Genomic DNA, 26456 nt, shown 5'->3' with positions numbered 1-26456 from the left:
GGTTTGCGCCGGTCCGCCGGGTGAGGCGGAACGGAGGACGAGCGAGTGGGAGGGAAGCGGGATGAGTGCGGAAGTCGTCCACAGGCTGGGGGTGGCCGTGGGGATCGTCATGACGCTCGGGTGGGCGGTGCGGTGTGCGGACGCCCTGCGGTCTCGGCGACGGGCGCGGCAGCGGCTCGCCGAGGTGTTGGCCCGCCCGGCGGAGCCGGACATGCCGCGGCCCGGGGTGCGGGAGGTCGCACGCCGGTGGCTGCCGGAGGCGGCGGTGGTGGGCGCCGGGTGGATGGTGGGCGGTGGAGCCCTCGGTCTCGGTCTGGGGCTGACCGGGGCGGCGGTGCTGTGGTGGTGGCGCCGCAGGCGGCGGGCCACGGAGCCGATGAGTGAGGCCGACGCGCGGGCCGCGGCCCGGCAACTGCCGCTCGCGGCCGACCTGCTGGCCGCGTGCATCGCGGCGGGGGCGGGACCGGTGGTCGCGGCGCAGGCCGTGGGGGAAGCACTCGACGGACCTGTCGGAGGAGCGTTGGCACGTGGTGCGGCCGAGGTGCGTCTGGGAGGCGAACCCGCCGGTGCCTGGCGGAGGTTGGCGGCGGCTCCCGGGGCGGCCGCGCTGGCCCGCCTGCTGGAGCGGGCCGACGTGTCCGGTCTCCCGGCGGCGATGCCGGTTGCCCGGATCGCGGCCGACGCCCGAGCCGACTGGGCCCGCGCCGGCACGGCCCGGGCCCGGCGAGCCGCCGTCATGGTCACCGCACCGGTGGGGCTGTGCTTCCTGCCCGCCTTCATCGCCGTGGGCATCGTTCCCGTGGTGATCGGCCTGGCGGGCGGGGTGCTGGGAGGGGGTGGGCCGTGAGGGGGGTCTGAGGGGCGGCCGGGGCAGTCGGTCCGGGCGGCCGTGCCGGGCGAGGCGGCCGACGGGTCCGTCCTGGGAGTTCAAGCGGTCGGAGGAGTACGGCGAAGGAGGCGGCTGGAGCAGGTCGAGCAGGTCGGGCAGGTTGAGAAGGTCCGCTGGTCACGGGACCGGTCATCGGTAAGCGGGATCGAGACTCACGGGGGTCGAAATGAGCAAGGCGGTACGAGCGAGGCTGCGTTTCCTGGTGCGCATGGTGCGCCGGGTGAATACGGCGCGGAGGGACGCGGGGATGGTGACGTCCGAGTACGCGATGGGAATCGTTGCGGCGGTGGCGTTCGCCGTGGCCCTCTACCAGGTCGTGACGAGCGGGGCGGTCGCGGCGGAGTTGCAGGACATCGTGAAGCGGGCACTCAGTGCGGGCACGTGAGCGGAACCGGCTGCGAGGCGGGGACCGGGGGTTCGTGACGGCGGAGGCGGCCGTGGTGCTGCCGGTGCTGGTGGCGTTCGCCATGGCGCTGATCTGGGGGTTGCTGGTCATGGCTGCCCAGATCCAGTGCGTGGACGCGGCCAGGACCGGCGCCCGGGCCGCCGCCCGGCAGGATCCGGCCGCCGCGGTCGTGGAGGTGACGCGGGCTACGGCACCGCGCGGGGCGCGGGTGACGGTCACCCGGGAGGGCGACCAGGTCCGGGTGGTGGTCGTGGCGAAGCCGCCGGTGCTGCGCGGGTTGCCGTTCGAGGTGCGGGAGGAAGCGGTGGCGGTGGCGGAGGACGTGGGGATCACGGCGAACGGCGGTGGGACCGAGGCCGGACCGGGGGCGGGACCGTGAAGGGGCGTGGGGGAGGCGCGGTGCGTTTCCGGACGGGCCGGAGTTCTGCCGGGGGCCGGCGCTGGAGGGGAGGCGCTGCCGGTGCTCCTGGTCGTGGGGCGTTCTCAGGAGGGAAAGGGTTGCACGGCCGGAGGGACGGTCTCGTGGCGCGAGGCCGGTGTCGGACCGACCGCGGGTCCGCGACCGTATGGACGCTCGCCGTGCTCGCCGTGCTGTGTGTGGTCTTCGGCGCCGTGCTCGCCCTCGGACAGGCTGTCCTGGCCCGGCACCGCGCCGCCGGGGGTGCCGACCTCGCGGCACTCGCGGCCGCGGACCACTGGACGGACGGCACCGAGGCGGCCTGCGCCCGCGCGGACCGATTGGCCCGGGCACAGGGCGCGCGGTTGGTGCGGTGCGTTGTGGTGGGGGAGGTGTCGGACGTGACGGCTGCGGCGGGACGGGGGCTGTTCACGGTGGAGGTCCGGGCCCGAGCGGGGCCTGCGGGTCCGGCGCTGCCGGAGGGGGCGGCGGTGGCCTCCCGGTCCCGCCCCTGGACGGCCTCGCGCCGCACCGTCTACTCCGTCCGCTCTCCCTGCTCCCTCTCCTCCGCCGCTCCGCCGTTCTCCACCGGCCTGTTGTCCGCCACCGTTCCGGAGTGCTCTGCCGGCCTGTGGTCGTCAGTCGGTCCGCCGTCCTCCGCGGGCGCTCCACGCAGCAGTTCCGTCAGGAGTCTGACCGCGCCTCTCTTGTGCAGGGGGTCGTTGCCGTTGCCGCACTTGGGTGACTGGATGCAGGACGGGCAGCCGGCCTCGCAATCGCAGGAGGCGATGGCCTGGCAGGTGGCTGTCAGCCAGGAGCGGGCGGTGTGGAAGGCGCGTTCGGCGAAGCCCGTACCGCCGGGATGGCCGTCGTAGACGAAGACCGTGGGGAGGAGGGTGTCGGGGTGCAGGGGGATCGAGACGCCGCCGATGTCCCAGCGGTCGCAGGTCGCGAAGAGGGGCAGCATGCCGATGGACGCGTGCTCGGCGGCGTGCAGGGCTCCGCCGAGGATCTCGGGGGTGATGCGGGCGGCGTCCAGCTGGTCCTCGGTGACCGTCCACCACACGGCCCGCGTGCGGAGCGTACGAGGAGGGAGGTCGAGCTTCGACTCGCCCAGGACTTCGCCGGTGATGACCCGGCGGCGAAGGAAGGAGACCACCTGGTTGGTGACTTCGACGGAGCCGTAGCACAACCGGCCGTCTCCCCAGGGGATTTCGACGTCCGTCTCCAGCACGGAGATCGCCGTCGCGTCGCGGGCGACCGTCGTGTACGGCGGATTCGCCTCCTCGACCAGGGCCACCGAGTCCTCCAGGTCCAGGGAGCGCACCAGGTAGGTGCGGCCCTGGTGCAGATGGACCGCTCCCTCGTGGACGGTCGAGTGGGCGGCGCCCTCGTCGACCGTGCCGAGCAGGCGGCCCGTGCCGGACTCGACGATCTGGACCGGCCGGCCGCCTCCGCCCCGGATGTCCGTGAGGTCGGCGGCGCGCTCACGGCGGGTCCAGTGCCAGGCCTTCGTCCGGCGGCGCAGCAGCCTCGCGGCCTCCAGCTGGGGCAGCAGCGCCTCGGTCTCGGGGCCGAACAGGGCCAGGTCGTCGTCGGTGAGCGGGAGTTCGGCGGCAGCCGCGCACAGGTGCGGGGCGAGGACGTAGGGGTTGTCTGGGTCCAGGACGGTCGATTCCACGGGTCGGTCGAACAGGGCTTCCGGATGGTGGACGAGGAAGGTGTCCAGCGGGTCGTCCCGGGCGACCAGCACGGCCAGTGCTCCCTGGCCCGATCGTCCCGCCCGTCCTGCCTGCTGCCACAGGGAGGCGCGGGTACCGGGATATCCGGAGATGAGGACGGCGTCCAGACCCGAGACGTCGATCCCGAGTTCGAGGGCGGTCGTGGCGGCCAGGCCGAGGAGCTCACCCGAGTGCAGGGCCCGCTCCAGGGCCCGGCGCTCCTCGGGGAGGTAGCCGCCGCGGTAGGCCGCGACACGCCCGGACAGCGAGCGGTCCACCTCGGCGAGGCGTTCCTGGGCGATGAGGGAGATCAGCTCGGCGCCACGCCGGGAACGGACGAAGGCCACGGTGCGGATGCCCTGGACGGTCAGGTCGGTGAGGAGGTCGGCGGTCTCGGCGACGGCGGTGCGGCGGACGGGGGCACCCCTCTCGCCCCGCAGCTCGGTGAGCGGCGGCTCCCAGAGGGCGAACACCAGTTCGCCACGCGGTGAGGCGTCGTCGGCCACCTCGACCACCGGGAGGCCGGTGAGGCGGCCGGCGGCCACCGAGGGCTCGGCGGCCGTCGCGGAGGCCAGCAGGAAGACGGGGGAGGCGCCGTAGCGGGCGCACAGGCGGCGCAGGCGGCGCAGCACCTGGGCCACGTGGGAGCCGAACACGCCGCGGTAGGTGTGGCACTCGTCGACGACGACGTACTTCAGCGACTTCAGGAAGGAGGACCAGCGGGGGTGGGACGGCAGGATGCCACGGTGCAGCATGTCCGGGTTGGTGAGGACGTAGTTGGCGTACTGGCGGATCCACTCGCGTTCCTCGACCGGCGTGTCGCCGTCGTACACCGCCGGGCGCACCGCGGTGCCCAGCGGTTGTGAAAGTTCCTTCACGGACCGGCGCTGGTCCGCCGCCAGTGCCTTGGTCGGCGCCAGGTACAGCGCCGTGGCGCCGCGCCCGTTCGGCGCCTGCGAGCCGTCCAGGAGGGCCGACAGGACCGGTACGAGATAGGCCAAGGACTTGCCGGAGGCGGTTCCGGTCGCGACGACCACCGACTCGCCGTCCAGGGCGTGCTCCGCGGCGGCGGCCTGGTGCGCCCAGGGGTGCTCGATGCCGCAGGTCCGCAGAGCCGCGATGACCTCCGGACGAATCCGGTCAGGCCAGACGGCATGGCGGCCCGCGCGCGGGGGCACATGCTCCGTATGAGTGATGCGCGACGCCCGGTCCGGTCCCGGGGCGAGCCGGTCCAGGATCCGGCCCGGCGACAGGCGGGGCGCGGGCTGTGCCGAGGGTCGATCGGATCGGTGATTCTTGGCCATCGGCACCGAGTGTGTCACTGGCGTGACGGACAATGGAGCCAAGGCGTCGTGCACGCCTGCCGGTAAGTGATTGAATGCCATCGCGGCTGGCGTACCGTCCCGGGGGCTCCTGCTCAGGTGTTCCGAGGGACGACCGCTCGATAGCAAGGTGCTGGAGGATCCGTGGACCTGTCCCTGTCGACCCGTACCGTCGGCGATCGTACGGTCGTCGAGGTCGGTGGCGAAATCGACGTATATACCGCGCCCAAGTTGCGCGAGCAGCTGGTCGAGCTGGTGAACGACGGCAATTTCCACCTTGTCGTCGACATGGAGGGCGTGGACTTCCTCGACTCCACCGGGCTCGGCGTGCTGGTCGGTGGCTTGAAGCGGGTGCGTGCCCATGAGGGCTCGCTGCGCCTGGTGTGCAACCAGGAGCGCATTCTGAAGATCTTCCGCATCACCGGTCTGACCAAGGTGTTCCCGATTCACACCTCGGTCGACGAAGCGGTCGCTGCCACCGACTGACCACTCCGTCCGGGCCCGCGTGGCCCGGACGGCCCAGTTGAACACACCGGGGTACCGGGCTTTCGGCAGCCCGGCCCCCCGACAGCACGCCCGTAGTTCCGAGGGGGACGCATGGCCACCGTTGAACTCCGCTTCAGCGCGCTGCCCGAGCACGTCAGGACCGCCCGACTGGTGGCGGCGGCGGTGGCGCGCAGGTCCGGAGTGGACGAGGCCGTTCTCGACGAGGTCAGGCTCGCCGTCGGTGAGGCCTGCTCCCGTGCCGTCGGACTCCACCGGAGCGGTGGCATCACCGCTCCGGTGAAGGTGTCGCTCATCGAGGAGGAGAAGCAGTTCTCCATCGAGGTGGGCGACGAGGCCCCGCGGGTCGCGCCCGGTGACCGGGCGCCGGGTTCCGGTGACGTCGACGTGGACGCCGAGGAGGACGAGATGGGCCTCGCGGTCATCAGCGGCCTCGTCGACGACGTGGAGGTCACCGCCGGCGAACACGGCGGGCTGATCCGTATGACGTGGCCGACCACACCGTCGGCTGCGGCGCTCGGCTGACCCCGGCGCCCCCGTCCGGCCCAGCCGGACAGAAACGTCCCCGAAGGGCCCCACGAGGTGGGGCCCTTCGGCATGTGCGCAGGTGCGGCGGCGCGCTTACAGTGGTGCCAGCAAGTGAATCTTGGAAAAGAGAATCTTGCCGGGCGGACCAGTGAATCTTGCCGGAGTTTCGTGAATCCATTCACGAACGATAATGCCTTGAGGGCATTACTGTGACGGATTTGCGTGCGAAGGTGAATTCCGTTTACCGCGCACTGTTTTGATCAGGTTCCGGTACCTAGAATCCGTCCACATCTTGAGCTCAGCCCAAGCGTCAAGGAGGACGAATGGCGGGGCTTTCTTTCCCACAGCGGTTGGACCACTCCACAACCTTCGCGTCCGCAGTGCTCACCGACGGCAACCGACTCCTCGTGGTGGTCATCGGGGTCGTCGCCCTGGCCGCGCTCGTGGTCGCGGGCGTACTGCTGCGCCAGGTGCTCGCCGCGGACGAGGGCACCGAGAGCATGAAGGAGATCGCGGCGGCGATCCAGGAGGGCGCCAACGCCTACCTGACCCGGCAGTTGCGCACGCTCGGCGTATTCGCCGTCGTGGTGTTCTTCCTGCTCATGCTGCTGCCCGCGGACGACTGGAACCAACGTGCCGGACGGTCGATCTTCTTCCTGATCGGTGCGGCGTTCTCGGCGGTCACCGGTTATATCGGCATGTGGCTCGCCGTGCGCAGCAATGTGCGTGTCGCCGCCGCGGCCCGGGAAGCGACTCCGGCGGAAGGGGAACCGGAAAAGGATCTCACCGCCGTTTCGCACAAAGCGATGAAGATCGCATTTCGCACCGGCGGCGTGGTCGGCATGTTCACGGTCGGGCTCGGTCTGCTCGGCGCCTCGTGCGTGGTGCTGGTGTACGCGGCCGACGCGCCGAAGGTGCTGGAGGGATTCGGTCTCGGCGCGGCGCTCATCGCGATGTTCATGAGGGTCGGCGGCGGCATCTTCACCAAGGCCGCAGACGTCGGCGCCGACCTGGTCGGCAAGGTCGAGAAGGGCATCCCGGAGGACGATCCGCGCAACGCCGCGACCATCGCCGACAACGTGGGCGACAACGTCGGCGACTGCGCGGGCATGGCGGCCGACCTGTTCGAGTCGTACGCCGTGACGCTGGTCGCCGCGCTGATCCTCGGCAAGGTGGCCTTCGGCGACGCCGGCCTCGCCTTCCCGCTGCTCGTTCCCGCGATCGGCGTGGTCACGGCCATGATCGGCATCTTCGCGGTCGCGCCGCGCCGCTCCGACCGCAGTGGCATGTCCGCGATCAACCGGGGCTTCTTCATCTCCGCGGTGATCTCGCTCGTGCTGGTCGCCGTGGCCGTGTTCGTCTACCTCCCCGGCACCTACGCCGACCTGGACGGCGTCACCGACGCGGCGATCCTGGGCAAGGACGGCGACCCGCGCGTCCTGGCCGTCGTCGCCGTGGCGATCGGCATCCTCCTGGCCGCCGTCATCCAGCAGCTGACCGGTTACTTCACCGAGACCACGCGCCGCCCGGTGCGCGACATCGGCAAGAGCTCGCTGACCGGTCCGGCCACCGTCGTCCTCGCCGGAATCTCCGTCGGCCTCGAATCGGCCGTCTACACCGCCCTGCTGATCGGCCTGGGCGTGTACGGGGCGTTCCTGCTCGGCGGCACGTCGATCATGCTGGCGCTGTTCGCGGTGGCGCTGGCCGGCACCGGTCTGCTCACCACGGTCGGGGTGATCGTCGCGATGGACACCTTCGGCCCGGTCTCCGACAACGCGCAGGGCATCGCCGAGATGTCCGGCGACGTGGAGGGGGCGGGAGCGCAGGTGCTCACCAACCTCGACGCCGTCGGCAACACCACCAAGGCCATCACCAAGGGCATCGCCATCGCCACGGCCGTACTGGCCGCGTCGGCGCTCTTCGGGTCGTACCGCGACGCCATCACCACCGGCGCGCGGGACGTCGGCGAGAAGCTCTCCGGGGACGGCGCGCCGATGACCCTCATGATGGACATCTCGCAGCCCAACAACCTGGTCGGCCTGATCGCGGGCGCGGCGGTCGTCTTCCTCTTCTCGGGGCTGGCGATCAACGCGGTGTCGCGTTCGGCGGGCTCCGTGGTCTACGAGGTGCGGCGGCAGTTCCGGGAGAAGCCCGGGATCATGGACTACAGCCAGAAGCCGGAGTACGGCAAGGTCGTCGACATCTGCACCAGGGACGCCCTGCGGGAACTCGCCACGCCCGGACTGCTCGCGGTGCTGGCGCCGATCTTCGTCGGGTTCACGCTCGGCGTCGGCGCTCTCGGCGCGTTCCTCGCGGGCGCGATCGGCGCGGGCACGCTGATGGCGGTGTTCCTCGCCAACTCCGGCGGCGCCTGGGACAACGCCAAGAAGCTCGTCGAGGACGGCCACCACGGCGGCAAGGGCAGCGAGGCCCACGCGGCGACCGTCATCGGCGACACCGTCGGCGACCCCTTCAAGGACACCGCGGGACCCGCGATCAACCCGCTGCTGAAGGTCATGAACCTGGTGGCGCTGCTCATCGCGCCCGCGGTGATCAAGTTCAGCTACGGCGGCGACGAGAACCTCGGCGTACGGGTCGTGATCGCGGTCCTCGCGCTCGTGGTGATCGTCGGCGCGGTCTACGTCTCCAAGCGGCGCGGCATCGCGATGGGTGACGAGGACGACGAGGACAACGCCGGCGAACCGGCCAAGTCCACCGATCCGGCGGTGGTTTCCTAGGGGCCGGGAGCGGTCCGCAGCTCAAGGGGCGGGCGGACGGAACGCGTTGACGCGTCGTCCGTCCGCCCCGCTGCGTGCGGGACCGGGCCGTGAGCCTTCTCTCTCTTGGTATAAATGGCTTCATTAATCCGCATAGCGGACATTCGTCCTGGGGTTGTCGCCCGGTCGGCGTGTATGTTCCGGGGCCGAGAGCCATGGAAGGGACCGATCCGGTGAACAAGAAGCTCGCGGCCGCACTGTCCGGCGGTGCGGTACTCGTACTGGCGTTGTCGGGATGCAGCAGCAGCGACGACGGCAACAAGGAGCTCGACGCCTGGGCCAAGCAGGTCTGCGACGCGCTGCCCGCCCAGGACGCGAAGGTCGACGCGGCCAACGCCGCGATCAAGAAGGCCGCCACCGACAACAACGCCCCGGTGAACGTCCAGAAGACCGACTCCCAGGCCTTCCAGGACATGTCCGACGCCTACAAGGCGCTCGCGCAGGCCATCCAGAAGGCGGGGACGCCGCCCGGTGTCGACGGCGGCGAGAAGAAGAAGCAGGACGCCGTGACCGCCCTGAACGGCCTGTCCACCTCCTACGCCGACCTGAAGAAGCAGGTCGACGCGCTCGACACGAAGGACCAGGGGAAGTTCGCCGAAGGACTCCAGGGCATCGCCACCGAACTCGGCAAGCTCAGCAAGAGCGGCAACACCGCGCTGAAGAACCTCGAGGAGGGCGACGTCAAGTCCGCCATGGCCCAGCAGGACAGCTGCAAGAAGGTGGCGGCCTCGTCGCCGGCCCGGGCCACGACCGGCTGACGGCGGGGTCCGGCCGGCGGACCGGGGCCGGGCGTGCGGCCCGCCCACGGGACACAATGGGGGCGTGAGTAACGCCACCCTGTCCTCCCTGCCCTCCGTCGGCCACCCCGACGCCGCCGCCCGGCTGCGCGAGGCCCTGCTCGCGGCCTCCTTCACCGCCGACGGCCTCCTCGACCTGCTCGGCGCCCCCGCCTACGCGGCCCTCGCGCGCAGCGAGACCGTGCCCGCGCTGCGCGCGACCCGCGGGGACACGCCACTGGAGACGCTCGTCCGTCTCTTCCTGCTCCAGCAGCCGGTGCCGTGCGCGCGCGTGGAGGACGTGCTGCCCGTGCACGCGTGCGTGGAGACCGGCTGGCTGACGCGCGTGGGCGCGGACGACGTCGCCGCGACCGTGGACGTGCGCCCCTACGGCGGGCCGGACGGCGAGGACTGGTTCATCGTCTCCGACCTCGGCTGCGCCGTCGGCGGGGCCGGCGGCATCGGCAGCCGCGCCGAGGGTGTCGTCCTGGGCGTCGGCGGGGCGTCCACGACGCTCGCCGGGATCACCGTCCGCACCCCGGTCCCGACCGCGCTGGACCTGGGCACCGGCTCCGGGATCCAGGCCCTGCACGCCGCCCGGCACGCCACGCGCGTGACGGCGACGGACCTCAACCCGCGCGCGTTGCACATCACCGCGCTCACCCTGGCCCTGTCCGGCGCGCCCGCCGCCGACCTGCGCGAGGGCTCGCTGTTCGAACCGGTCCGGGACGACGAGACGTTCGACCTGATCGTGTCCAACCCGCCGTTCGTCATCTCTCCGGGGACCCGGCTGACCTACCGCGACGGCGGGATGGGCGGGGACGATCTGTGCCGCTCGCTCGTTCAGGGGGCGGGGGAACGTCTGAACGTGGGCGGGTTCGCGCAGTTCCTCGCCAACTGGCAGCACGTGGAAGGGGAGGACTGGCAGGACAGACTCAGGTCGTGGGTGCCGCGCGGATGCGACGCGTGGATCGTGCAGCGCGAGGTCCAGGACGTCACGCAGTACGCCGAGCTGTGGCTCAGGGACGCCGGTGACCACCAGGACGACCCGGCGGAGTACCGCGCGCGGTACGACGCGTGGCTCGAGGAGTTCGAGGCGCGCAAGGTGAAGGCCGTCGGCTTCGGCTGGATCACCCTGCGCAGGACGGCGTCCGACGAGCCCACCGTCACCGTGGAGGAGTGGCCGCACTCCATCGAGCAGCCGCTCGGCGACACGGTCAGGGCCCACTTCGAGAGGGTCGACTATCTGCGCGGGCACGACGACGCGGCCCTGCTGTCGGGGCACTTCCGGCTCGCCGCGGAGGTCGTGCAGGAGCAGGTGGGGCTGCCCGGTGCCGAGGACCCGGAGCACGTGGTGCTGCGCCAGCACCGCGGCATGCGCCGCGCCACCAAGGTGGACACGGTGGGCGCCGGGTTCGCCGGCGTGTGCGACGGCTCGCTGAGCGCGGGCCGGATTCTGGACGCCATTGCGCAGCTCGTCGGCGAGGACCCCGTCCTGCTGCGCGACCGTACGCCCGCGCAGATCAGGTTGCTGGTCGAACAGGGGTTCCTCGAGCCGGCCTGAGCTGCCCTGAACCGGCTGAGCCGACGAGAGGGAAACCGGCCGACATCTTTCTCCCGTCGGCGCTCGGTGATCACAGGTGTTCGAGCCGTGCTCACGGATTGCCGAAAAGCGGTGGAACGAGAACGCCGGGGGAGACGGCGGCGACGGGGACACCGAGATCCGCGGCGACGGGGGCACCGGGATCCGCGGAGCCGCGGAGCCGTGGTCGCGGAGCCGCGGCATCGAGTGCGAGGTGCCATGGGCGCTCGCCCGGCACGGAGGGCGGCGTCGCACGCCCGGCCGCCCGCTCGCCGGTCCGCCCGCGTGGGCCGCGGGGGCCGCGGGGGCCGCGGGCCCGGGACGGTGTGAGGCCCGTCGCACGTGCCGCCCGCGTCCACCGGTCCCGTCCGCCGTCCGCGCCCGCCGCACGCCCGGCCGCCGCGCCCCGCCGGCGGCCCGTCGCCCCCGCCCGTGGGCCCGGCGTTCACCCGGGGTTCGCCCGGACGCCGCGCGTGCGTGCCAGTCTCCGGACGACGGGACACGCGCGGGTGGGAGAGAAGGAGCGCGGGCGATCATGGAGAGTGGACCGGCGATCTTCACCGGAACGGTGTTCGCGCTGTTCGGAGGCGGTCTGCTCGGGTGGACCGCGGTGCGCGTGCGGCAGCGCCTGCCCGTCGCCCAGGGGGTGAGCCCCGTCGCATCGGCGACCGTCGCGGCACTCGCCGCGGTCGTCGCGCTCGCCGTCGGCGCATGGTGCCTCGCCCGCCTCTGAACCGCTTCCGGGGATCTTGCCGACGCCCCGGCGGGATCCGCGGGAGGGGTCCGCGGCGGGCGATCGGCGGACGCCGCTCCGATACGCGGAAAAAGAGCCGGTGGCCACTCCGGGCGGCAGGAATGGCGGTAGTCGGGTTACCGTTCGAGTGGCCGTTGCGGGCTTTTCCCGTTTGACACGGGGGCGGGATGTACCGTCACACTCCGCAGCGTCACCATGACCCGACCCCGGGAGCAAGGCCTGGGGAGGCCCCAGCGTCGACCGGAGAGAAGAGCGAAGTTGTCCCCGACCAGCGAGACCGCGAAGGGCGGCCGCCGACTCGTCATCGTCGAGTCGCCTGCCAAGGCGAAGACGATCAAGGGCTATCTCGGCCCCGGATACGTTGTCGAGGCGAGCGTCGGGCACATCCGCGACCTCCCCAACGGCGCCGCGGAGGTGCCGGAGAAGTACACCGGCGAGGTGCGCCGCCTCGGCGTGGACGTCGATCACGACTTCCAGCCCGTCTACGTGGTCAACGCCGACAAGAGGGCCCAGGTCAAGAAGCTCAAGGACCTGCTGAAGGACTCCGACGAACTGTTCCTCGCCACCGATGAGGACCGCGAGGGCGAGGCGATCGCCTGGCACCTCCAGGAGGTGCTGAAGCCCAAGGTCCCGGTCAAGCGGATGGTCTTCCACGAGATCACCAAGGCCGCGATCCAGGCCGCCGTCGCCAACCCGCGCGAGCTGAACCAGAAGCTGGTCGACGCCCAGGAGACCCGCCGCATCCTCGACCGCCTCTACGGCTACGAGGTCTCGCCGGTCCTGTGGAAGAAGGTCATGCCGAAACTGTCGGCGGGCCGTGTCCAGTCGGTCGCCACCCGGCTCGTCGTGGAGCGGGAACGCGAGCGCATCGCGTTCCGTTCCGCCGAGTACTGGGACCTGACGGGCACCTTCCTGACCGGCCGGGCGGGAGACTCGTCGGACCCGTCGTCGCTGGTCGCCCGCCTCCAGACCGTCGACGGCAGGCGGGTCGCGCAGGGCCGCGACTTCGACTCCCTGGGACAGATCAAGAGCGCGAACACCCTCCACCTCGACGAGGCCGCCGCCCGCGCCCTGGCCGCAGCCCTGGAGAACACCCGGTTCTCGGTGCGGTCCGTCGAGTCGAAGCCGTACCGGCGCTCCCCGTACGCCCCGTTCCGTACGACGACGCTCCAGCAGGAGGCCTCGCGGAAGCTGGGCTTCGGCGCGAAGGCGACCATGCAGGTGGCCCAGAAGCTGTACGAGAACGGCTTCATCACCTACATGCGTACGGACTCCACGACCCTGTCGGACACGGCGGTCAACGCCGCCCGTGCCCAGGTGACGCAGCTGTACGGCGCCGACTACCTGCCGGCGCAGCCGCGCACGTACGCCGGGAAGGTCAAGAACGCGCAGGAGGCGCACGAGGCGATCCGCCCCTCGGGCGACCGTTTCCGCACCCCCGCCGAGACCGGCCTGACCGGCGACCAGTTCAAGCTCTACGAGCTGATCTGGAAGCGGACCGTCGCCTCCCAGATGAAGGACGCGACCGGCAACAGCGTCTCGGTGAAGATCGGCGGCACCGCCGCCGACGGCCGGGACGTCGAGTTCGGCGCCTCCGGCAAGACGATCACCTTCCACGGCTTCCTGAAGGCCTACGTCGAGGGCGCCGACGACCCGAACGCCGAGCTGGACGACCGCGAGCGCCGCCTCCCCCAGGTCGGCGAGGGCGACGCGCTCACCGCCGAGGAGATCACGGTCGACGGGCACGCCACCAAGCCCCCGGCCCGCTACACCGAGGCCTCGCTGGTCAAGGAGCTGGAAGAGCGCGAGATCGGCCGCCCGTCGACGTACGCGTCGATCATCGGCACGATCCTCGACCGCGGCTACGTCTTCAAGAAGGGCACGGCGCTCGTCCCGTCGTTCCTCTCCTTCGCCGTGGTCAACCTCCTGGAGAAGCACTTCGGGCGGCTCGTCGACTACGACTTCACCGCCAGGATGGAGGACGACCTCGACCGCATCGCCCGCGGCGAGGCGCGGGCCGTGCCGTGGCTGAAGCGGTTCTACTTCGGTGAGGGCACGGGCTCCGGCGGAGCGGCCGAGGCGGGCAACGGCGACGGGGACCACCTCGGTGGCCTCAAGGAGCTGGTGACCGACCTGGGCGCGATCGACGCGCGCGAGGTGTCGTCGTTCCCCGTGGGCAACGGCATCGTGCTGCGGGTCGGCCGCTACGGCCCCTACATCGAGCGCGGCGAGAAGGACTCCGAGAACCACCAGCGCGCCGACGTCCCCGAGGACCTCGCCCCGGACGAGCTGAGCGTCGAGTACGCGGAGGAACTGCTCGCCAAGCCGAGCGGCGACTTCGAGCTGGGCGCCGATCCGCAGACGGGCCGTCAGATCATCGCCCGGGCGGGCCGCTACGGCCCGTACGTCACGGAGGTGCTCCCCGAGGGCACCCCGAAGACCGGCAAGAACGCCGTCAAGCCGCGCACGGCCTCGCTGTTCAAGACGATGTCGCTGGACACCGTCACGCTGGAGGACGCCCTCAGGCTGATGTCGCTGCCGCGCGTCGTCGGCACGGACGCCGAGGGCGTGGAGATCACCGCGCAGAACGGCCGCTACGGCCCGTACCTGAAGAAGGGCACGGACTCGCGGTCGCTGCAGACCGAGGACCAGCTCTTCACGATCACGCTCGAAGAGGCGCTGGAGATCTACTCCCAGCCCAAGCAGCGCGGCCGGGCCGCGGCCAAGCCGCCGCTGAAGGAGCTGGGCCAGGACCCGGTCAGCCAGAAGCCGGTCGTCGTCAAGGACGGTCGCTTCGGGCCGTACGTCACCGACGGGGAGACCAACGCGACCCTGCGCTCCGGCGACAGCGTCGAGGAGATCACCCCGGAGCGCGGTTACGAGCTGCTCGCCGAGAAGCGGGCGAAGGGGCCCGCCAAGAAGACGGCGAAGAAGGCGCCCGCGAAGAAGGCGACGGCGAAGAAGGCGACGGCGAAGAAGGCCGCGCCGGCCAAGAAGACGGCCGCCAAGAAGACCGCCGCGAAGACGGTCACGGCGGCGAAGAAGACCGCGACCAGGACCGCTGCGAAGAAGACGACGACGTCCGGGACGGCCTCGACGGCGGCCACGGAGGACTGAGCCGCGGCGCGGTTCCCCGGAAGCCGTTCACAAAACGCACGCCCCGGCATCACTTTGGTGTCGGGGCGGACGTAGGTGCGGACGGGCTCTCCGGGCCGTCGGTGGCTGCCGATAGGCTGAAAGCATGACGCGAGCCGAGCAGCCAACGGCCCACCCGCCGGCCCCGGACGACGCCCTGGTGGCGGACTCCCGAGAGCGCGCCGTACGCGCACTGTTGCGTGAGCCGCAGCTCAGGCGGCTGTGGAGCGCACAGTTGGTGAGCGGCGTCGGCGACGCCCTCGCCCTCCTCGTGTTCGTCCTGCTCGCCCTCCAAGCGGCCATCGCCGAGGGCGCGTTCGGCGGCGGCTACCGGGGCGTGGCGTTCGCGGTCGCGATCGTCTTCGGGGTCCGGGTGCTCGCCACCGTGCTGTTCGGGGCCGTCCTCCTCGGTCCGCTGACATCCCTCACCTCGCCGGACGGACCGCTGGACCGCCGCTGGACCATGGTCGGCGCCGACGGTGTGCGGGCCGCCCTGCTGATCGTCGCGCCCCTGTGGATCGACTGGACGCCCGACGACGCCCTGGCGCTGCTGCTGGTCACCGTCTTCGTGACCGGTGTCGCCGAGCGGTTCTGGACGGTCGCCCGCGAGGGCGCCGCCCCCGCGCTGCTGCCCGCCCCGCCCCTGGAGGGCGCGACGGTACGGCCGCTGCCCGACCACATGGACGCCCTGCGCCGGCTGTCCCTGCGGACCGGCTTCCTCGCGATCCCGCTGGCGGCCGTCACCCTGGTCGCCGCCGCGCTGTTCAACAACCTCCTGGGCGCCGGCGTCGACTGGTTCGGCCAGCACCAGGCGGCCCTCGCCTCGTACGTCGCGGGCGGACTGTTCGCCGGCTCCCTGTCCGTCGTGGTCTTCCTGGAACTGCCCGGCACCCGCACCCCCCGCGCGCGGTCGCCGCTCGAGGGGCTGCGCCGCCCGCGGACGGCCACCGGTGCCGAGGCCGGCCGCACCGGCGCCATCTTGGTGCTGGTCCTGGCCTGCGCGGCCGTGGCCGGGGCGATCGCCGCCGCCGTCGCGGTGGCGGTGCTGCACGCCACGGACCTGGGCGGCGGCCCGGTGCTGTACGGCCTGCTCGTGCTCGCGCTGACCGGCGGCGTCGCCGTCGGCGTCCGTACGGCGCCGAAGGTGCTGGTGACGCTGTCGCGGCGCCGGCTGCTCGCGCTGGCGATCGCCTTCACCGGCGCGGCCCTGCTCGCGGCCGGGCTGGTCCCGGACGTGACCACCGTGCTGCTGCTCACGGCCCTGGCGGGCGTCGGCGCGGGCGTCGCCGCCAACACCGGGCACGCGCTGCTCGACCAGGAGACCGAGGACCAGCGCCGCGCGCGCGTGACGGAGCACCTGCACGCGGTCGTACGGGTGCTGGTGGCGCTCGGCGCCCTGATCGCCCCGCTGGTGGCGGCGCTGATCGGGCCGCACCGGCTGGAGAACGGCAAGTTCGTCTTCGCCCACGGCGGAGCCGCCTTCACGCTCATGCTGGTCGGCGCGCTGCTGCTGCCGGTGGCCGCGCTGGTGCTCGCCAAGGTCGACGACCGCTCCGGCGTCCCCCTGCGCAACGACCTGCGGGACGCGCTGCTCGGCGGCGACGACCCGGTGCAGGCACCCGCGGCGAACGGTTTCTTCATCGCCCTGGAGGGCGGCGACGGCGCCGGCAAGTCCACCCAGGCCGAGGCCCTCGCCGAGTGGATCAGGGCCAAGGGCCACGAGGTCGTCCTCACGCGCGAGCCGGGCGCCACGCCCGTGGGCAAGCGGCTGCGGTCGATCCTCCTCGACGTCTCCAGCGCCGGCCTGTCGCACCGGGCGGAGGCCCTGCTGTACGCGGCGGACCGCGCCGAGCACGTCGACACCGTCGTCCGGCCCGCCCTGGAGCGCGGCGCGGTCGTCATCACCGACCGGTACATCGACTCGTCCGTGGCCTACCAGGGCGCCGGCCGTGACCTGTCCCCGACCGAGATCGCGAGGATCTCGCGCTGGGCGACGGACGGCCTCGTGCCGCATCTGACGATCCTGCTGGACGTCTCCCCGGAGACCGCCCGCGAGCGCTTCACGGAGGCGCCGGACCGCCTGGAGTCGGAGCCGGCCGAGTTCCACGCGCGCGTGCGTTCCGGCTTCCTCACGCTGGCCGCCGCCGACCCGGGCCGCTACCTGGTCGTCGACGCAGGCCAGGAGCCCGAGGCCGTGACCACCGTCGTACGCCACCGGCTCGACCGGATGCTGCCGCTGTCCGAGGCCGAGATCGAGGCGCAGGAGGAGGCGCGGCGCAAGGCCGAGGAGGAGGCCCGCCGCAAGGCCGAGGAGGAGGCCGCCCGCAAGGCCGAGGAGGAGCGCCTGGAGCGGGAGCGCCAGGAGCAGCTCGCCAAGCTGCGCGCCGAGGAGGAGGAGCGCAAGCGGCGCGAGCTGGAGGAGGCGCAGCGGCGCGAGGCCGAGCGGCAGGCCGAGGAGGCCCGGCAGCGCGCCGAGGAGGCACGCCGGCGTGCCGAGGAGGAGCGGGTGCGGCTCCTCGCGGAGGAGAAGGCCCGCGCCGAGGAGGAGGCCCGCCGCAAGGCGGAGGAGGAGCGGCGCCGCAAGCAGGCCGAGGAGGAGGCCCGGCTGCGCGCCGAGGCCGAGGCACAGCGCCTGGAGAAGCAGCGCAAGGCCGAGGAGGCGCTGCTGCGGGCCGAGGAGGCGCGACGCGCGGCCGAGCAGGCCGCCGCCGCGGCCCAGGCCCGGCTCCGGCCCACTCCGCCCGCGGCGGCCGTGGTCGCCCCGGACGCGCCGACCGAGCCCACGCCGGTGGTCACCCCCACGAACGCCTCGGGCGGACCGGTCGAGGACACCGCCGTGCTGCCCCCGGTGCGGATGGACAAGGATCCGGTCGAGAGCGCGGCCGGCACGACGCCGTCGATCACCGGGAAGTCCGCGGCGCGGGTGTCGGACGCCGAGGTGACGACCGAGCTGCCGCAGCCGCCGGCACCGGCCGGGGCCGCCGACGAGACGGCCGTGCTGCCGCCGGTGCGCGGCGGGCGCACCGAGGACGAGACGGCCGTGCTGCCCGCGGTCTCCGCGGAGCAGCCCGGCGACCGGGTGCCGCCGGGGTACTTCCGTGACGAGCGCGCGGCGCGGCCGGACGGGACCGAGGACAGCACGCGGGAGCTGCCGCAGGTCGACGAGACGGGCGCGCCCCGCCGGCGGCCGCGCTCGGACTGGGCCGAGGAGACGCCGCTGGACGACCTGCCGTCGCTGGCGGACGAGCTGCTGGGCCCGCACCAGGACGACGACGACTCCGACGAGGGCCGCGGGCGGGGCCGGGGCCGGCGCCGCTGACGTCCGTGTCGCGGGCGGGCCCGGCGGGCCCGGCCCTCCTGCCGTGAGCGGCCCGGCCCTCACGTCCGTGGGCGCCGGGCCGCGTTGTCGGTGGCTGCCCGCACAATGGAGGCGGCAGGGCGCAGGATGGCCCGCGGCACGGCTCGGCCGGCGCCGCGGGACGTGTACGTGACGGAAGGGCGGCGTGGGCCATGACCGTGTGGGACGACCTCGTCGGGCAGGAGAAGGTGAGCGAGCAGCTCGCCGCCGCCGCCCGGGACGCCGACGCGCTCGTCACCGCGGCCTCGGCCGGCACCGCGCCGCCCGAGACGTCGAGCATGACCCACGCCTGGCTGTTCACGGGGCCGCCCGGCGCCGGCCGGATCCGGACGGCCCGGGCGTTCGCCGCCGCGCTCCAGTGCGTGAGCCCGGACCGGCCGCTCGGCGGGGTCCCCGGCTGCGGCTTCTGCGACGGCTGCCACACGGTCCTCGTCGGCACGCACGCCGACGTCTCCACGGTCGCCGCCGTGGGCGCGGAGATCCTCGTCAAGGACATGCGGGACACCGTCCGCAAGTCCTACACCGCCCCGGCGACCGGCCGCTGGCAGGTCATCCTCGTCGAGGACGCCGAGCGGCTGAACGAGAAGTCGGCCAACGCCGTCCTCAAGGCCGTCGAGGAACCGGCCCCGCGCACCGTCTGGCTCCTGTGCGCGCCGTCCCTCGAGGACGTCCTGCCGACGATCCGCTCCCGCTGCCGGCACCTGAACCTGCGCACCCCCTCCGTGGACGCGGTCGCCGACATGCTCGTACGGCGCGAGGGCGTCGAGCCGGCCGTCGCCGCGGCCGCCGCCCGCGCCACCCAGGGACACGTCGACCGGGCCCGCCGCCTCGCCACCGACCCGGCGGCCCGTGAGCGCCGCGCCGCCGTGCTGAAGCTGCCGCTGCGCGTCCAGGACGTCGGCGGCTGCCTCAAGGCCGCGCAGGAACTCGTCGACGCCGCCGCCGAGGACGCCAAGCAGCTCGCCGAGGAGCGGGACGGCAAGGAGACCGACGAGCTGAAGGCGGCGATGGGCGCCGTGCAGGGCGGCCGGATGCCGCGCGGCACGGCGGGCGTGATGAAGGACCTGGAGGAGATGCAGAAGCGGCGGCGCACGAGGACGCAGCGCGACAGCCTGGACGTCGCGCTCTCCGACCTCACCGCCTTCTACCGTGACGTCCTCGCCCTCCAGCTCGGCTCCCGCATCGCCCTCTCCAACGCGGACGCCGAGGACACCCTCGAGCGGCTGGCCCGCGCCGGCACCCCCGAATCCACCCTGCGCCGCATCGAGGCGATCGCCGCCTGCGGAGTGGCCCTCGACCGGAACGTGCCGCCGCTGCTGGCGGTCGAGGCGATGACGATGGCGCTGAGAGCGGGCTGAGCACGGGGGCGGACCGAGGGCGGCCGGGCTTGGGGCAGCCTGGGGGACGGCCGGGCTTGGGGCGGCCGGGCTCGAGGGCCTGAGGACGGGCTGGGGGCGGCGCGGGACGACCTGCGCCGGACGGGGGGACGACCGGCGGGCGCCCGAGAGCCGGTCCGGGACCGGTGGGCGCGAGCGGATGGACGGGGTCACTCGTCCGTGGCAGTTGGCGTACGCACGGCGTTCACGCCGTCGCACACGGTTACGCTCGCTGGATGCACACCAGGCGCTCCCCCCACCGCTTCCGCACCGGCGTCGCGCTCCTCTCCTTCGCCGCCCTGCTCGTGTCGGCCTGCTCCTCCGGGAGCTCGACGAGTTCCGCCAGCCCGGCGGCCGCCCGTGCGGCCCTGGCCGCGCTTCCGCAGGCCACGCCCTCCGCGCTGGCGTCGTACTACGGGCAGAAGCTGAGCTGGCGGGACTGCGGAGTGCCCGGCTTCCAGTGCGCCACGATGAGGGCGCCGCTCGACTACGCCCGGCCCGGCGGGGGCGACGTCCGGCTCGCCGTCGCCCGCAAGAAGGCGACCGGCCCGGGCGAGCGGCTCGGCTCGCTGCTGGTGAACCCGGGCGGACCGGGCGGCTCGGCCGTCGGCTACCTCCAGCAGTACGCCGGCGTCGGCTACCCGGCCCAGGTCCGCGCCCGCTACGACATGGTCGCCGTCGACCCCCGTGGCGTGGCCCGCAGCGAGCCCGTGGAATGCCTCGACGGGCGCCAGATGGACGCCTACACGCAGACCGACGTCACGCCGGACGACCAGCGGGAGACCGACGAACTCGTCGGTTCCTACAAGAAGTTCGCGGAGGGCTGCGGCGCCCGGTCGGCCAGGGTGCTGCGGCACGTCTCCACCGTCGAGGCGGCCCGCGACATGGACATCCTGCGCGCGGCCCTCGGGGACCGCAGACTGACGTACGTGGGGGCGTCGTACGGGACGTTCCTCGGGGCGACCTACGCGGGGCTGTTCCCGGAACGGGTGGGGCGGCTCGTGCTGGACGGCGCGATGGACCCGTCGCTGCCCGCCCGGCGGATGAACCTGGACCAGACGGCGGGGTTCGAGACGGCGTTCCGGTCGTTCGCGAAGGACTGCGCCGGGCGGCCGGACTGCCCGCTCGGCACCGAGGCCGGGAAGGTCGGCAAGAACCTCAAGGCGTTCTTCGAGCGGCTCGACGCCCGCCCGCTGCCCACCGGCGACGCGGACGGCCGCAGGCTCACCGAGTCCCTCGCCACCACCGGCGTGATCGCCGCGATGTACGACGAGAGCGCCTGGGAGCAGCTGCGCGAGGCACTGACCTCGGCGATGCGCGAGAACGACGGCGCCGGTCTGCTCGTCCTCTCCGACAGCTACTACGAGCGCGACGCCGAGGGCGGCTACGCCAACCTGATGTTCGCCAACTCGGCCGTGAACTGCCTCGACCTGCCGGCCGCGTTCGACGGCCCCGACGAGGTGCGCAAGGCGCTGCCCGCCTTCGAGAAGGCGTCCCCCGTCTTCGGCGAGGGCCTCGCCTGGGCCTCTCTGAACTGCGCCTACTGGCCGGTCGCGCCGACCGGGGAACCGCACCGCATCACGGCGGAGGGCGCGGCCCCCATCGTCGTCGTCGGCACCACCCGCGACCCGGCGACCCCCTACGGCTGGGCCCGGTCCCTGGCCCGCCAGCTCGCCTCGGCCCGCCTGCTCACCTACCGCGGCGACGGCCACACCGCCTACGGCCGCGGCAGCACCTGCATCGACTCCGCGATCAACGACTACCTCGTCCGCGGCACCCCTCCGGCGGACGGAAAGCGCTGCTCGTAGCCCCGCGGACGTCCTGAGGTCACCCCGGGGCGGCCGCCTCCCGGGGTGGTTCGGAGCACTCTCGGAAACTGTGTAGACTTACCGACGTTGCTGATCGCACCATAGGTGCGCACAGCGCGCCGCCTTAGCTCAGATGGCCAGAGCAACGCACTCGTAATGCGTAGGTCTCGGGTTCGAATCCCGAAGGCGGCTCTGTGAAAGCCCCAGGACTCACTCGCCGTGACCTGGGGCTTTCGCTTTGACCGGATGTGGCGGCTCCGCTGCGATCGCCTCCCGGAGCGCCCGAGGGCCGCTCGCCTCCGCGGAACGGACCTCACCTGGGGGAGAAGGGCGGGCCGCGGAAGGCGAGGGCTTCGACGAAGGTCGACGCTTCGGGCGTCGGGGCAGGACGAGGAGGCCCCGCTCGCCCGGCCGGGCCGAACCCCGTGAGGGGCGCGCCCGGTGGTGGTGCCACGCAGGCGCGCCGTCGCCGGCGGGGAAGGGGCGGGAGTCCGGGACGGGGCGCGCCGTGTGTGGTCAGCGGGTCACGGTGAACGCCGACGTGCGCGGGGTGAACGTCGTGTCCCCGTCCTTCGCGGTCGCCAGGGTCGAGACGTGCCAGGTGCCCGGCGCCAGTTCGGCCGCCTCCGCCTGCGTGACCTTCAGGGTGTAGGTGCAGCGGGAGGTGTCGGCCGAGGTGCTCCGGCAGGTCGCGCTCTCGACGGACCTCATCTCCGCCTCGGTCGGGTCCAGGTCGGAACTCGCGGGCCAGGCCAGGACCCTCAGGCCCCGGACGCCGGAGTCGTCGCTCACGTCCGCGGTGAAGGTGAGCGAGCCGGCCCGCGTGCCGGTCGGAGGGACGTAGCGGGTCGAGGCGTTCTCGACGGCCGGCTTCCCGGCCGTCTGCGTGGAGGCCACGGCGAGACCGGCGGCGGTTCCGCCGAGGACGACGACACCGATGACCGACGACACGATGATGCGCTTGGACATGGAAATCCCCCTGGGATCGGTCGTGCAGGAGAGGTGGACACGGCGGGAGAGGTGCTCGAGCGGGTCGTCCGCAGAGCGCCTTCCCGATGTGATCGAGCCTATGAGCGGGCCGACGCGCGGTCCTCGGGCAGCAGGATGATCGCCCGGTCGAACCGGAGGCAGAGGGCTGCTCCGCGCCGCCGCCCTTTCTGCATCCCAGGGTGGAGAGCCGCATCCGCCTGCGGCTTGAGGACGCCGTGCGGCCGCGGCCATAGCCTTGCCGCGTCATGAAGCGAACCGACGACCGGCTGGTTCCGGTCCTGCTGATCTGCGTCCAGGCCGTGGTGTGGCCCGGGGCGGAGCTGGTGCGCGGGGACGTACCGCCCGCGTCCGCACTCCTCGTGTCCGTGCTGGTCGCCGGGCCGGTGACGGCCGCCCTCGCGCTCCGTCGCGCGCGCCCCGTCGTCGCCCTCCTGTTCGTCTCCGCCGCCTGCGCGCTGGGCGCCGGGCCGTTGCCCGCCGGCGCGATGGCGGTCCTCGGGACCGCCGGCGTCGCGCTGGCCCTGTACACGGTGGCGACCGAGCGCGACACCTTCACCGCCGTCCTGTGCGTGGTCGCCCTCGCCTCCTGGCAGTTGCTCCAGAACATCAGCCTGCACGGACTCAGCGAACGCGACGGGCTCGACCTCGTCCTGACCGCCCTGCTGTACGCCACCGCCTGCGGCACCGGCCTGCTGGTGCGGCGCGCCCGTCGCGTACGGCGGACGGGCGAGCGGATGCTCCGGCGTGCCGAGGCCGAGCGCCACCGGCTGCCCGCGGTCGAACGTCGCCGCATGGAGAGGGAGTTGCACGATGTCAGCGCCCATCACCTGACCGCCGTGGTGGTCACGGCGGGCGCGGCGCTCGGGCTGCGCGAACGACGGCCCGAACTGGCGCGGGAGGCACTGGAGTTCGCGGCCGAGACCGGGCGCGAGGTGACCCGCGCGCTCGGCGCGGTGCGGGCCCCGGCCCCCTCGCGGGAGGAACTGCCGTCCCCGCAGGAGCGGTTGCGTGACCTCGTCGTCGGGTTCCGCCGGCTGGACCAGCGCGTGGAGTACGAGATCGGTCCGCTGCCGGACGGCGTCGTCGCGGACGCGGCGTACGGCATCGTGCGCGAGGCGCTGACCAACGTCGCCCGGCACGCCCCCGGTGCCGCCACGACGGTGCGCTGCCGGTACGGCGACACCCGCACCGACGTCGTGGTCGCGAGCGCGGCACCGCCGGCCGGCGCGGCGGGGCACGGCGCGGACCTCGGCTCGGGGCGCGGCCAGGGTTTCCTGCGGTCCCGGGCGCGGGAGGCGGGCGGCACGCTGACCAGCGGCCCGACGGCGGACGGCGGCTGGGAGGTGCGCGCGGTCCTGCCCGGCCGTACCGCCGCGCCGATGGAGGCGTCCGTGCCGCGGGGATACCGTCTCGCGCAGGTGACGGCCGCGGTCGGGCTGTGTCTGCAGCCGCTGCTGCCGGTGCTGGTCGTCCGGTCGGAGAGCACGTCGAGCGGGTCTCAGGTGTCGGCGGGGGTGCTCTTCGCGCTGCTGGCCGCGGCGCAGGCCGTCGCGCTGCTGTGGCTGCGGCGGGCGCCCCGCGCCGCCCTGGGCGTGCTGCTCGGCCTGGCCGTGCCGTGGCCGGTGGCGATGGCCGTGGGCGGGTACACGGGCCCCGTCGTCGTGCCGCCCGCGCTGAGCATGGTCGCCACCTGCGTGGCGCTCGCCGCCGACGCGGCCCGCCGTGCCGCCGGGCCGTCCCCCGGCGGGCCCGGACCGCGCCCCGGATCCTTCTCCTCGGCTGCCGGCCTCCTGGCCGTCGTCCCCCTGGCCGCCGTCGCCGTGCACGCCGTCGCGGCGAGCGCGGCCGTCCTGCACCGCGGCACGGACCTGCCCGGCTGGGTGGTCGCCGGGGCGGCGACGGCCGGGGCGGCCCTGACGGCCGGTGCGGCCCGGTGGGGCGGAGCCGTGCGCGGGCGGCGGTACCGGGCCGACCGCGGTGTGCGGGAGGAACGTCTCGCCGCCTGGACCGAGGAGGCCGTACGGGAGGCCTGGGCCGAGCGGCGCCGGATCGCCGCGGGGCTGGAGAGCACGGTGCTGGCGCGCGCCGCCGACATGGTCGCGGAGGCGGAGGCGGGCCGGCTCGACGCCACCGCAGGCCGTGCCCGCGAGGCGCTGGCCGCGATGCGCGCACTGCTCGACACGGTCCGGGAGGGGGAGCCGGACCCGGCCGGGCCCGAACTGCGGCCGCAGCCCACCCTCCAGGCCCTCGACCTGCTCGCCCGGCAGTGCCGGGCCACCGGCCGCGAGGTGGAGATACGGCTCACCGACCGCGTGCCGCGGCGGCTGCCCACGGCCGTGGACCTGGCCGCGTACCACGCCGCCGAGACGATGCTCGCGGCCGGCGGGGAGGAGCCCGCCGTGCTCGAACTCGACGCCGACGACCACCTGCTGACCCTCACGGCCACCGGGCTGCCCGGCGCCGGCCTGACCGCCGTACGGGAGCGGCTGGCGGAGCGGGTCACGGCGCTGGGCGGCACCCTGACCGCGGAACGACGGGGCCCCTGGTGCCTCCGGTTGCCGCTCGCGGGCGCGCCGGTCCGCGAGCGGGGCGACGAGGAGGGGGCGGGGGAGCGATGAGCCTCAGGGTGCTGGTCGTCGACGACCAGGACGTCGTACGGGCGGGGTTCGCCGCCGTCATCGACGCCGAGGCGGACATGACGGTCGTCGGCGAGGCCGGTGACGGCGCGACGGCGGTGCGGCTCGCCGGGGAGCTGGCGCCCGACGTGGTCGTCATGGACTCGCGGATGCGGGACCCGGACGGCATCGCCGCCACCCGGCTCATCACCGGCCGGGCGAACGCACCCCGGGTCCTGGTACTGACCGGCTTCGACCTCGACGTCCACGTCTTCGACGCGTTGCGCGCCGGCGCCTCCGGCTTCCTCCTCAAGGACGTGTCCCCGGCCGGACTCCTGCACGGCATCCGGGTGGTGGCCGCCGGTGAGGGGGTGCTCGCCCCGTCCGCGACCCGCCGGCTCATCGGCCACTACGCCTCCGGAGCGGGCACCGGGCCCCGGTCCCGGAGCGGCCCCCGCGAGCCGGCCGGCCGCGAGCGGCACCTCCTCACCCTGATCGCCTCCGGGCTCGACGACGCGGAGATCGCCCGGCACCTCGGGCTCACCGTCGGCACCGTGAGGTCCCGCATCGACGCGCTCCTCGGCGGACTCGGGCTGCGCGACCGCGTGCAGGCGACGATCCTCGCCTACGACCTCGGCCTCGCCCGCCCGAACCCGCCCGCCTTCCCCGCCTGACCGGCGGTGAGGGGGAGCGGGAGGGCGTGAGCCGGGGTGAGGGGAGCGGGGCGCGGTGAGAGGGCTCGGGAGGTCGGGCGGGCCGGGCTCCCTCAGCCCGGCACCCGCACCGGTGCTTCCGCCAGGCAGGCCTGGACGTCCTCCGCCGCCTGCCCGTAGTGGCGCGCATAGTCGGCGCGCGAGACGTACCCGAGGTGCGGGGTCGCCAGCAGTCGCGGTGCCGTGCGCAGCGGGTGGTTGCCGGGCGGGGTCGAGGAGCTTTCGGTGCCGCACACGGTGACGCCGTCGGCGCGTGCGGCGGCGTGGTCGATCACCGGGTGGCGCGTGCCGGACGCGACGGGGAGCCGCAGCCGCGGCAGTCGGTTCAGCAGCGAGGCCGGGAAGGCGACGCGTTCGCGCAGGGTGATCACGCGATCGAAGCCGGTGATCACGGAGGCCAGTTCGTCCTCGGTGCCGAAACGCTCCGGGAACGGGACGACCTCCACCCGGTCGCCCAGCGGGGATCAGCCGGCGACGGCGGTCGCCGCGTTCTGGAAGTCGTCCGGCACGGCGCAGCGGAAGGGCATGGCGGTCTCCTCCGGGCGGGGACACGGGCGGGGCGTCGCCGGTGATCATCTCCGTCGGCCGGGGGAGGAGGGAGGGAGAGCGCGGTGCGGATCCCGGTCGCTCACCTCCGCCGACCGGGATCCCCACACGCGTCCGGAACCGGCCACGGCGGCGACACTCCCCCGAGAAACGCGTAGCACGCGCGCGCCGTCGGGCCGGATTCGATGTGATGATCACATCAGACTCCACCAACGAATCGCTAACATGTGGCCCACGGTTCTCCGTGGCGGCGGGGCCG

Annotated in this window: 18 protein-coding genes, 1 tRNA gene and 1 pseudogene; 17 read left to right on the top strand and 3 right to left on the bottom strand. The window is 73.6% G+C overall.

Translation table 11 applies throughout. The annotated features are described in order from the left end of the window. Positions 1-61 precede the first annotated feature (61 nt). From ACF09K_RS08525 to ACF09K_RS08510, 4 genes and pseudogenes are all read left to right on the top strand, one after another. Positions 62-847, top strand: coding sequence for a type II secretion system F family protein (locus ACF09K_RS08525; protein WP_392241750.1), 786 nt, complete (start codon positions 62-64; stop codon positions 845-847). Positions 848-1055: 208 nt separating this feature from the next. Further along, positions 1056-1274 carry a DUF4244 domain-containing protein gene (locus tag ACF09K_RS08520; protein ID WP_392241749.1) on the top strand — a complete coding sequence of 73 codons (219 nt, stop codon included), beginning with the start codon at positions 1056-1058 and terminating at the stop codon, positions 1272-1274. A 34-nt stretch (positions 1275-1308) separates the two neighbouring features. Continuing rightward, positions 1309-1674 (top strand): TadE family type IV pilus minor pilin, encoded by a 366-nt coding sequence (locus ACF09K_RS08515; protein WP_392241748.1) that lies wholly within the window; start codon positions 1309-1311, stop codon positions 1672-1674. Positions 1675-1817: 143 nt separating this feature from the next. Further along, positions 1818-2171: pseudogene (locus tag ACF09K_RS08510) on the top strand (Rv3654c family TadE-like protein); the annotation flags it as partial. Between the two features lie 56 nt (positions 2172-2227). Here the strand turns inward: ACF09K_RS08510 and ACF09K_RS08505 are convergent. Further along, the gene (locus ACF09K_RS08505) at positions 2228-4798 is read right to left on the bottom strand and encodes a DEAD/DEAH box helicase (RefSeq protein WP_392241747.1); all 2571 of its coding nucleotides are present in this window, start codon (positions 4796-4798) and stop codon (positions 2228-2230) included. A gap of 81 nt (positions 4799-4879) precedes the next feature. Between ACF09K_RS08505 and bldG the strand changes: the two genes are divergently transcribed. The 11 genes from bldG to ACF09K_RS08450 all read left to right on the top strand — a co-directional run bounded on the left by bldG (position 4880) and on the right by ACF09K_RS08450 (position 21525). Beyond that, complete coding sequence (gene bldG, locus ACF09K_RS08500) at positions 4880-5221, top strand: anti-sigma factor antagonist BldG (RefSeq protein ID WP_009189842.1); 342 nt, start codon at positions 4880-4882, stop codon at positions 5219-5221. A gap of 111 nt (positions 5222-5332) precedes the next feature. Next, on the top strand, positions 5333-5764 hold the full coding sequence (locus ACF09K_RS08495; RefSeq protein WP_392241746.1) for an ATP-binding protein: 432 nt from the start codon (positions 5333-5335) through the stop codon (positions 5762-5764). Between the two features lie 326 nt (positions 5765-6090). After that, complete coding sequence (locus tag ACF09K_RS08490) at positions 6091-8505, top strand: sodium-translocating pyrophosphatase (protein WP_392241745.1); 2415 nt, start codon at positions 6091-6093, stop codon at positions 8503-8505. 194 nt (positions 8506-8699) lie between these two features. Next, positions 8700-9302, top strand: coding sequence for a small secreted protein (locus tag ACF09K_RS08485; RefSeq protein WP_392241744.1), 603 nt, complete (start codon positions 8700-8702; stop codon positions 9300-9302). Positions 9303-9366: 64 nt separating this feature from the next. After that, positions 9367-10884, top strand: coding sequence for a methyltransferase (locus ACF09K_RS08480; protein ID WP_392241743.1), 1518 nt, complete (start codon positions 9367-9369; stop codon positions 10882-10884). Between the two features lie 553 nt (positions 10885-11437). Then, entirely contained in the window at positions 11438-11635 is a 198-nt protein-coding gene (locus ACF09K_RS08475; RefSeq protein ID WP_392241742.1) for a hypothetical protein, read from the top strand. A gap of 279 nt (positions 11636-11914) precedes the next feature. Then, positions 11915-14773 carry a type I DNA topoisomerase gene (gene topA / locus ACF09K_RS08470; protein WP_392241741.1) on the top strand — a complete coding sequence of 953 codons (2859 nt, stop codon included), beginning with the start codon at positions 11915-11917 and terminating at the stop codon, positions 14771-14773. A gap of 124 nt (positions 14774-14897) precedes the next feature. Beyond that, complete coding sequence (gene tmk, locus ACF09K_RS08465) at positions 14898-18110, top strand: dTMP kinase (protein WP_392241740.1); 3213 nt, start codon at positions 14898-14900, stop codon at positions 18108-18110. 191 nt (positions 18111-18301) lie between these two features. After that, a complete protein-coding gene (locus ACF09K_RS08460; RefSeq protein WP_392241739.1) occupies positions 18302-19507 on the top strand; it encodes a DNA polymerase III subunit delta' in 1206 nt (401 codons plus the stop codon). A 254-nt stretch (positions 19508-19761) separates the two neighbouring features. After that, a complete protein-coding gene (locus tag ACF09K_RS08455; RefSeq protein WP_392241738.1) occupies positions 19762-21333 on the top strand; it encodes an alpha/beta hydrolase in 1572 nt (523 codons plus the stop codon). Between the two features lie 118 nt (positions 21334-21451). Beyond that, a tRNA-Thr gene (locus ACF09K_RS08450) sits at positions 21452-21525 on the top strand. Positions 21526-21849: 324 nt separating this feature from the next. On the opposite strand, the gene ACF09K_RS08445 is transcribed toward ACF09K_RS08450, so the two are convergent. Beyond that, positions 21850-22302 carry a DUF5707 domain-containing protein gene (locus ACF09K_RS08445; RefSeq protein WP_392241737.1) on the bottom strand — a complete coding sequence of 151 codons (453 nt, stop codon included), beginning with the start codon at positions 22300-22302 and terminating at the stop codon, positions 21850-21852. A gap of 266 nt (positions 22303-22568) precedes the next feature. On the opposite strand from ACF09K_RS08445, the gene ACF09K_RS08440 reads away from it, so the two are divergent. After that, entirely contained in the window at positions 22569-24941 is a 2373-nt protein-coding gene (locus ACF09K_RS08440) for a histidine kinase (protein WP_392241736.1), read from the top strand. Then, on the top strand, positions 24938-25612 hold the full coding sequence (locus ACF09K_RS08435; protein ID WP_392241735.1) for a response regulator: 675 nt from the start codon (positions 24938-24940) through the stop codon (positions 25610-25612). The genes ACF09K_RS08440 and ACF09K_RS08435 overlap by 4 nt, the downstream gene beginning before the upstream one ends. Before the next feature lie 92 nt (positions 25613-25704). On the opposite strand, the gene ACF09K_RS08430 is transcribed toward ACF09K_RS08435, so the two are convergent. Continuing rightward, a complete protein-coding gene (locus ACF09K_RS08430; RefSeq protein WP_392242414.1) occupies positions 25705-26109 on the bottom strand; it encodes a hypothetical protein in 405 nt (134 codons plus the stop codon). Positions 26110-26456: the final 347 nt, after the last annotated feature.

Source organism: Streptomyces sp. NPDC014882, assembly GCF_043081325.1.
GTDB lineage: Bacteria > Actinomycetota > Actinomycetes > Streptomycetales > Streptomycetaceae > Streptomyces.
Note: the sequence above shows the minus strand (reverse complement) of the source record. Positions and strands in the feature narration are given on the sequence as shown.

Coding starts and splice junctions, on each gene's coding strand:
- ACF09K_RS08525 (WP_392241750.1), top strand. CDS start 62: ATGAGTGCGGAAGTCGTCCACAGGCTGGGGGTGGCCGTGGGGATCGTC.
- ACF09K_RS08520 (WP_392241749.1), top strand. CDS start 1,056: ATGAGCAAGGCGGTACGAGCGAGGCTGCGTTTCCTGGTGCGCATGGTG.
- ACF09K_RS08505 (WP_392241747.1), bottom strand. CDS start 4,798: ATGGCATTCAATCACTTACCGGCAGGCGTGCACGACGCCTTGGCTCCA.
- ACF09K_RS08495 (WP_392241746.1), top strand. CDS start 5,333: ATGGCCACCGTTGAACTCCGCTTCAGCGCGCTGCCCGAGCACGTCAGG.
- ACF09K_RS08490 (WP_392241745.1), top strand. CDS start 6,091: ATGGCGGGGCTTTCTTTCCCACAGCGGTTGGACCACTCCACAACCTTC.
- ACF09K_RS08485 (WP_392241744.1), top strand. CDS start 8,700: ATGGAAGGGACCGATCCGGTGAACAAGAAGCTCGCGGCCGCACTGTCC.
- ACF09K_RS08475 (WP_392241742.1), top strand. CDS start 11,438: ATGGAGAGTGGACCGGCGATCTTCACCGGAACGGTGTTCGCGCTGTTC.
- tmk (WP_392241740.1), top strand. CDS start 14,898: ATGACGCGAGCCGAGCAGCCAACGGCCCACCCGCCGGCCCCGGACGAC.
- ACF09K_RS08460 (WP_392241739.1), top strand. CDS start 18,302: ATGACCGTGTGGGACGACCTCGTCGGGCAGGAGAAGGTGAGCGAGCAG.
- ACF09K_RS08455 (WP_392241738.1), top strand. CDS start 19,762: ATGCACACCAGGCGCTCCCCCCACCGCTTCCGCACCGGCGTCGCGCTC.
- ACF09K_RS08445 (WP_392241737.1), bottom strand. CDS start 22,302: ATGTCCAAGCGCATCATCGTGTCGTCGGTCATCGGTGTCGTCGTCCTC.
- ACF09K_RS08440 (WP_392241736.1), top strand. CDS start 22,569: ATGAAGCGAACCGACGACCGGCTGGTTCCGGTCCTGCTGATCTGCGTC.
- ACF09K_RS08435 (WP_392241735.1), top strand. CDS start 24,938: ATGAGCCTCAGGGTGCTGGTCGTCGACGACCAGGACGTCGTACGGGCG.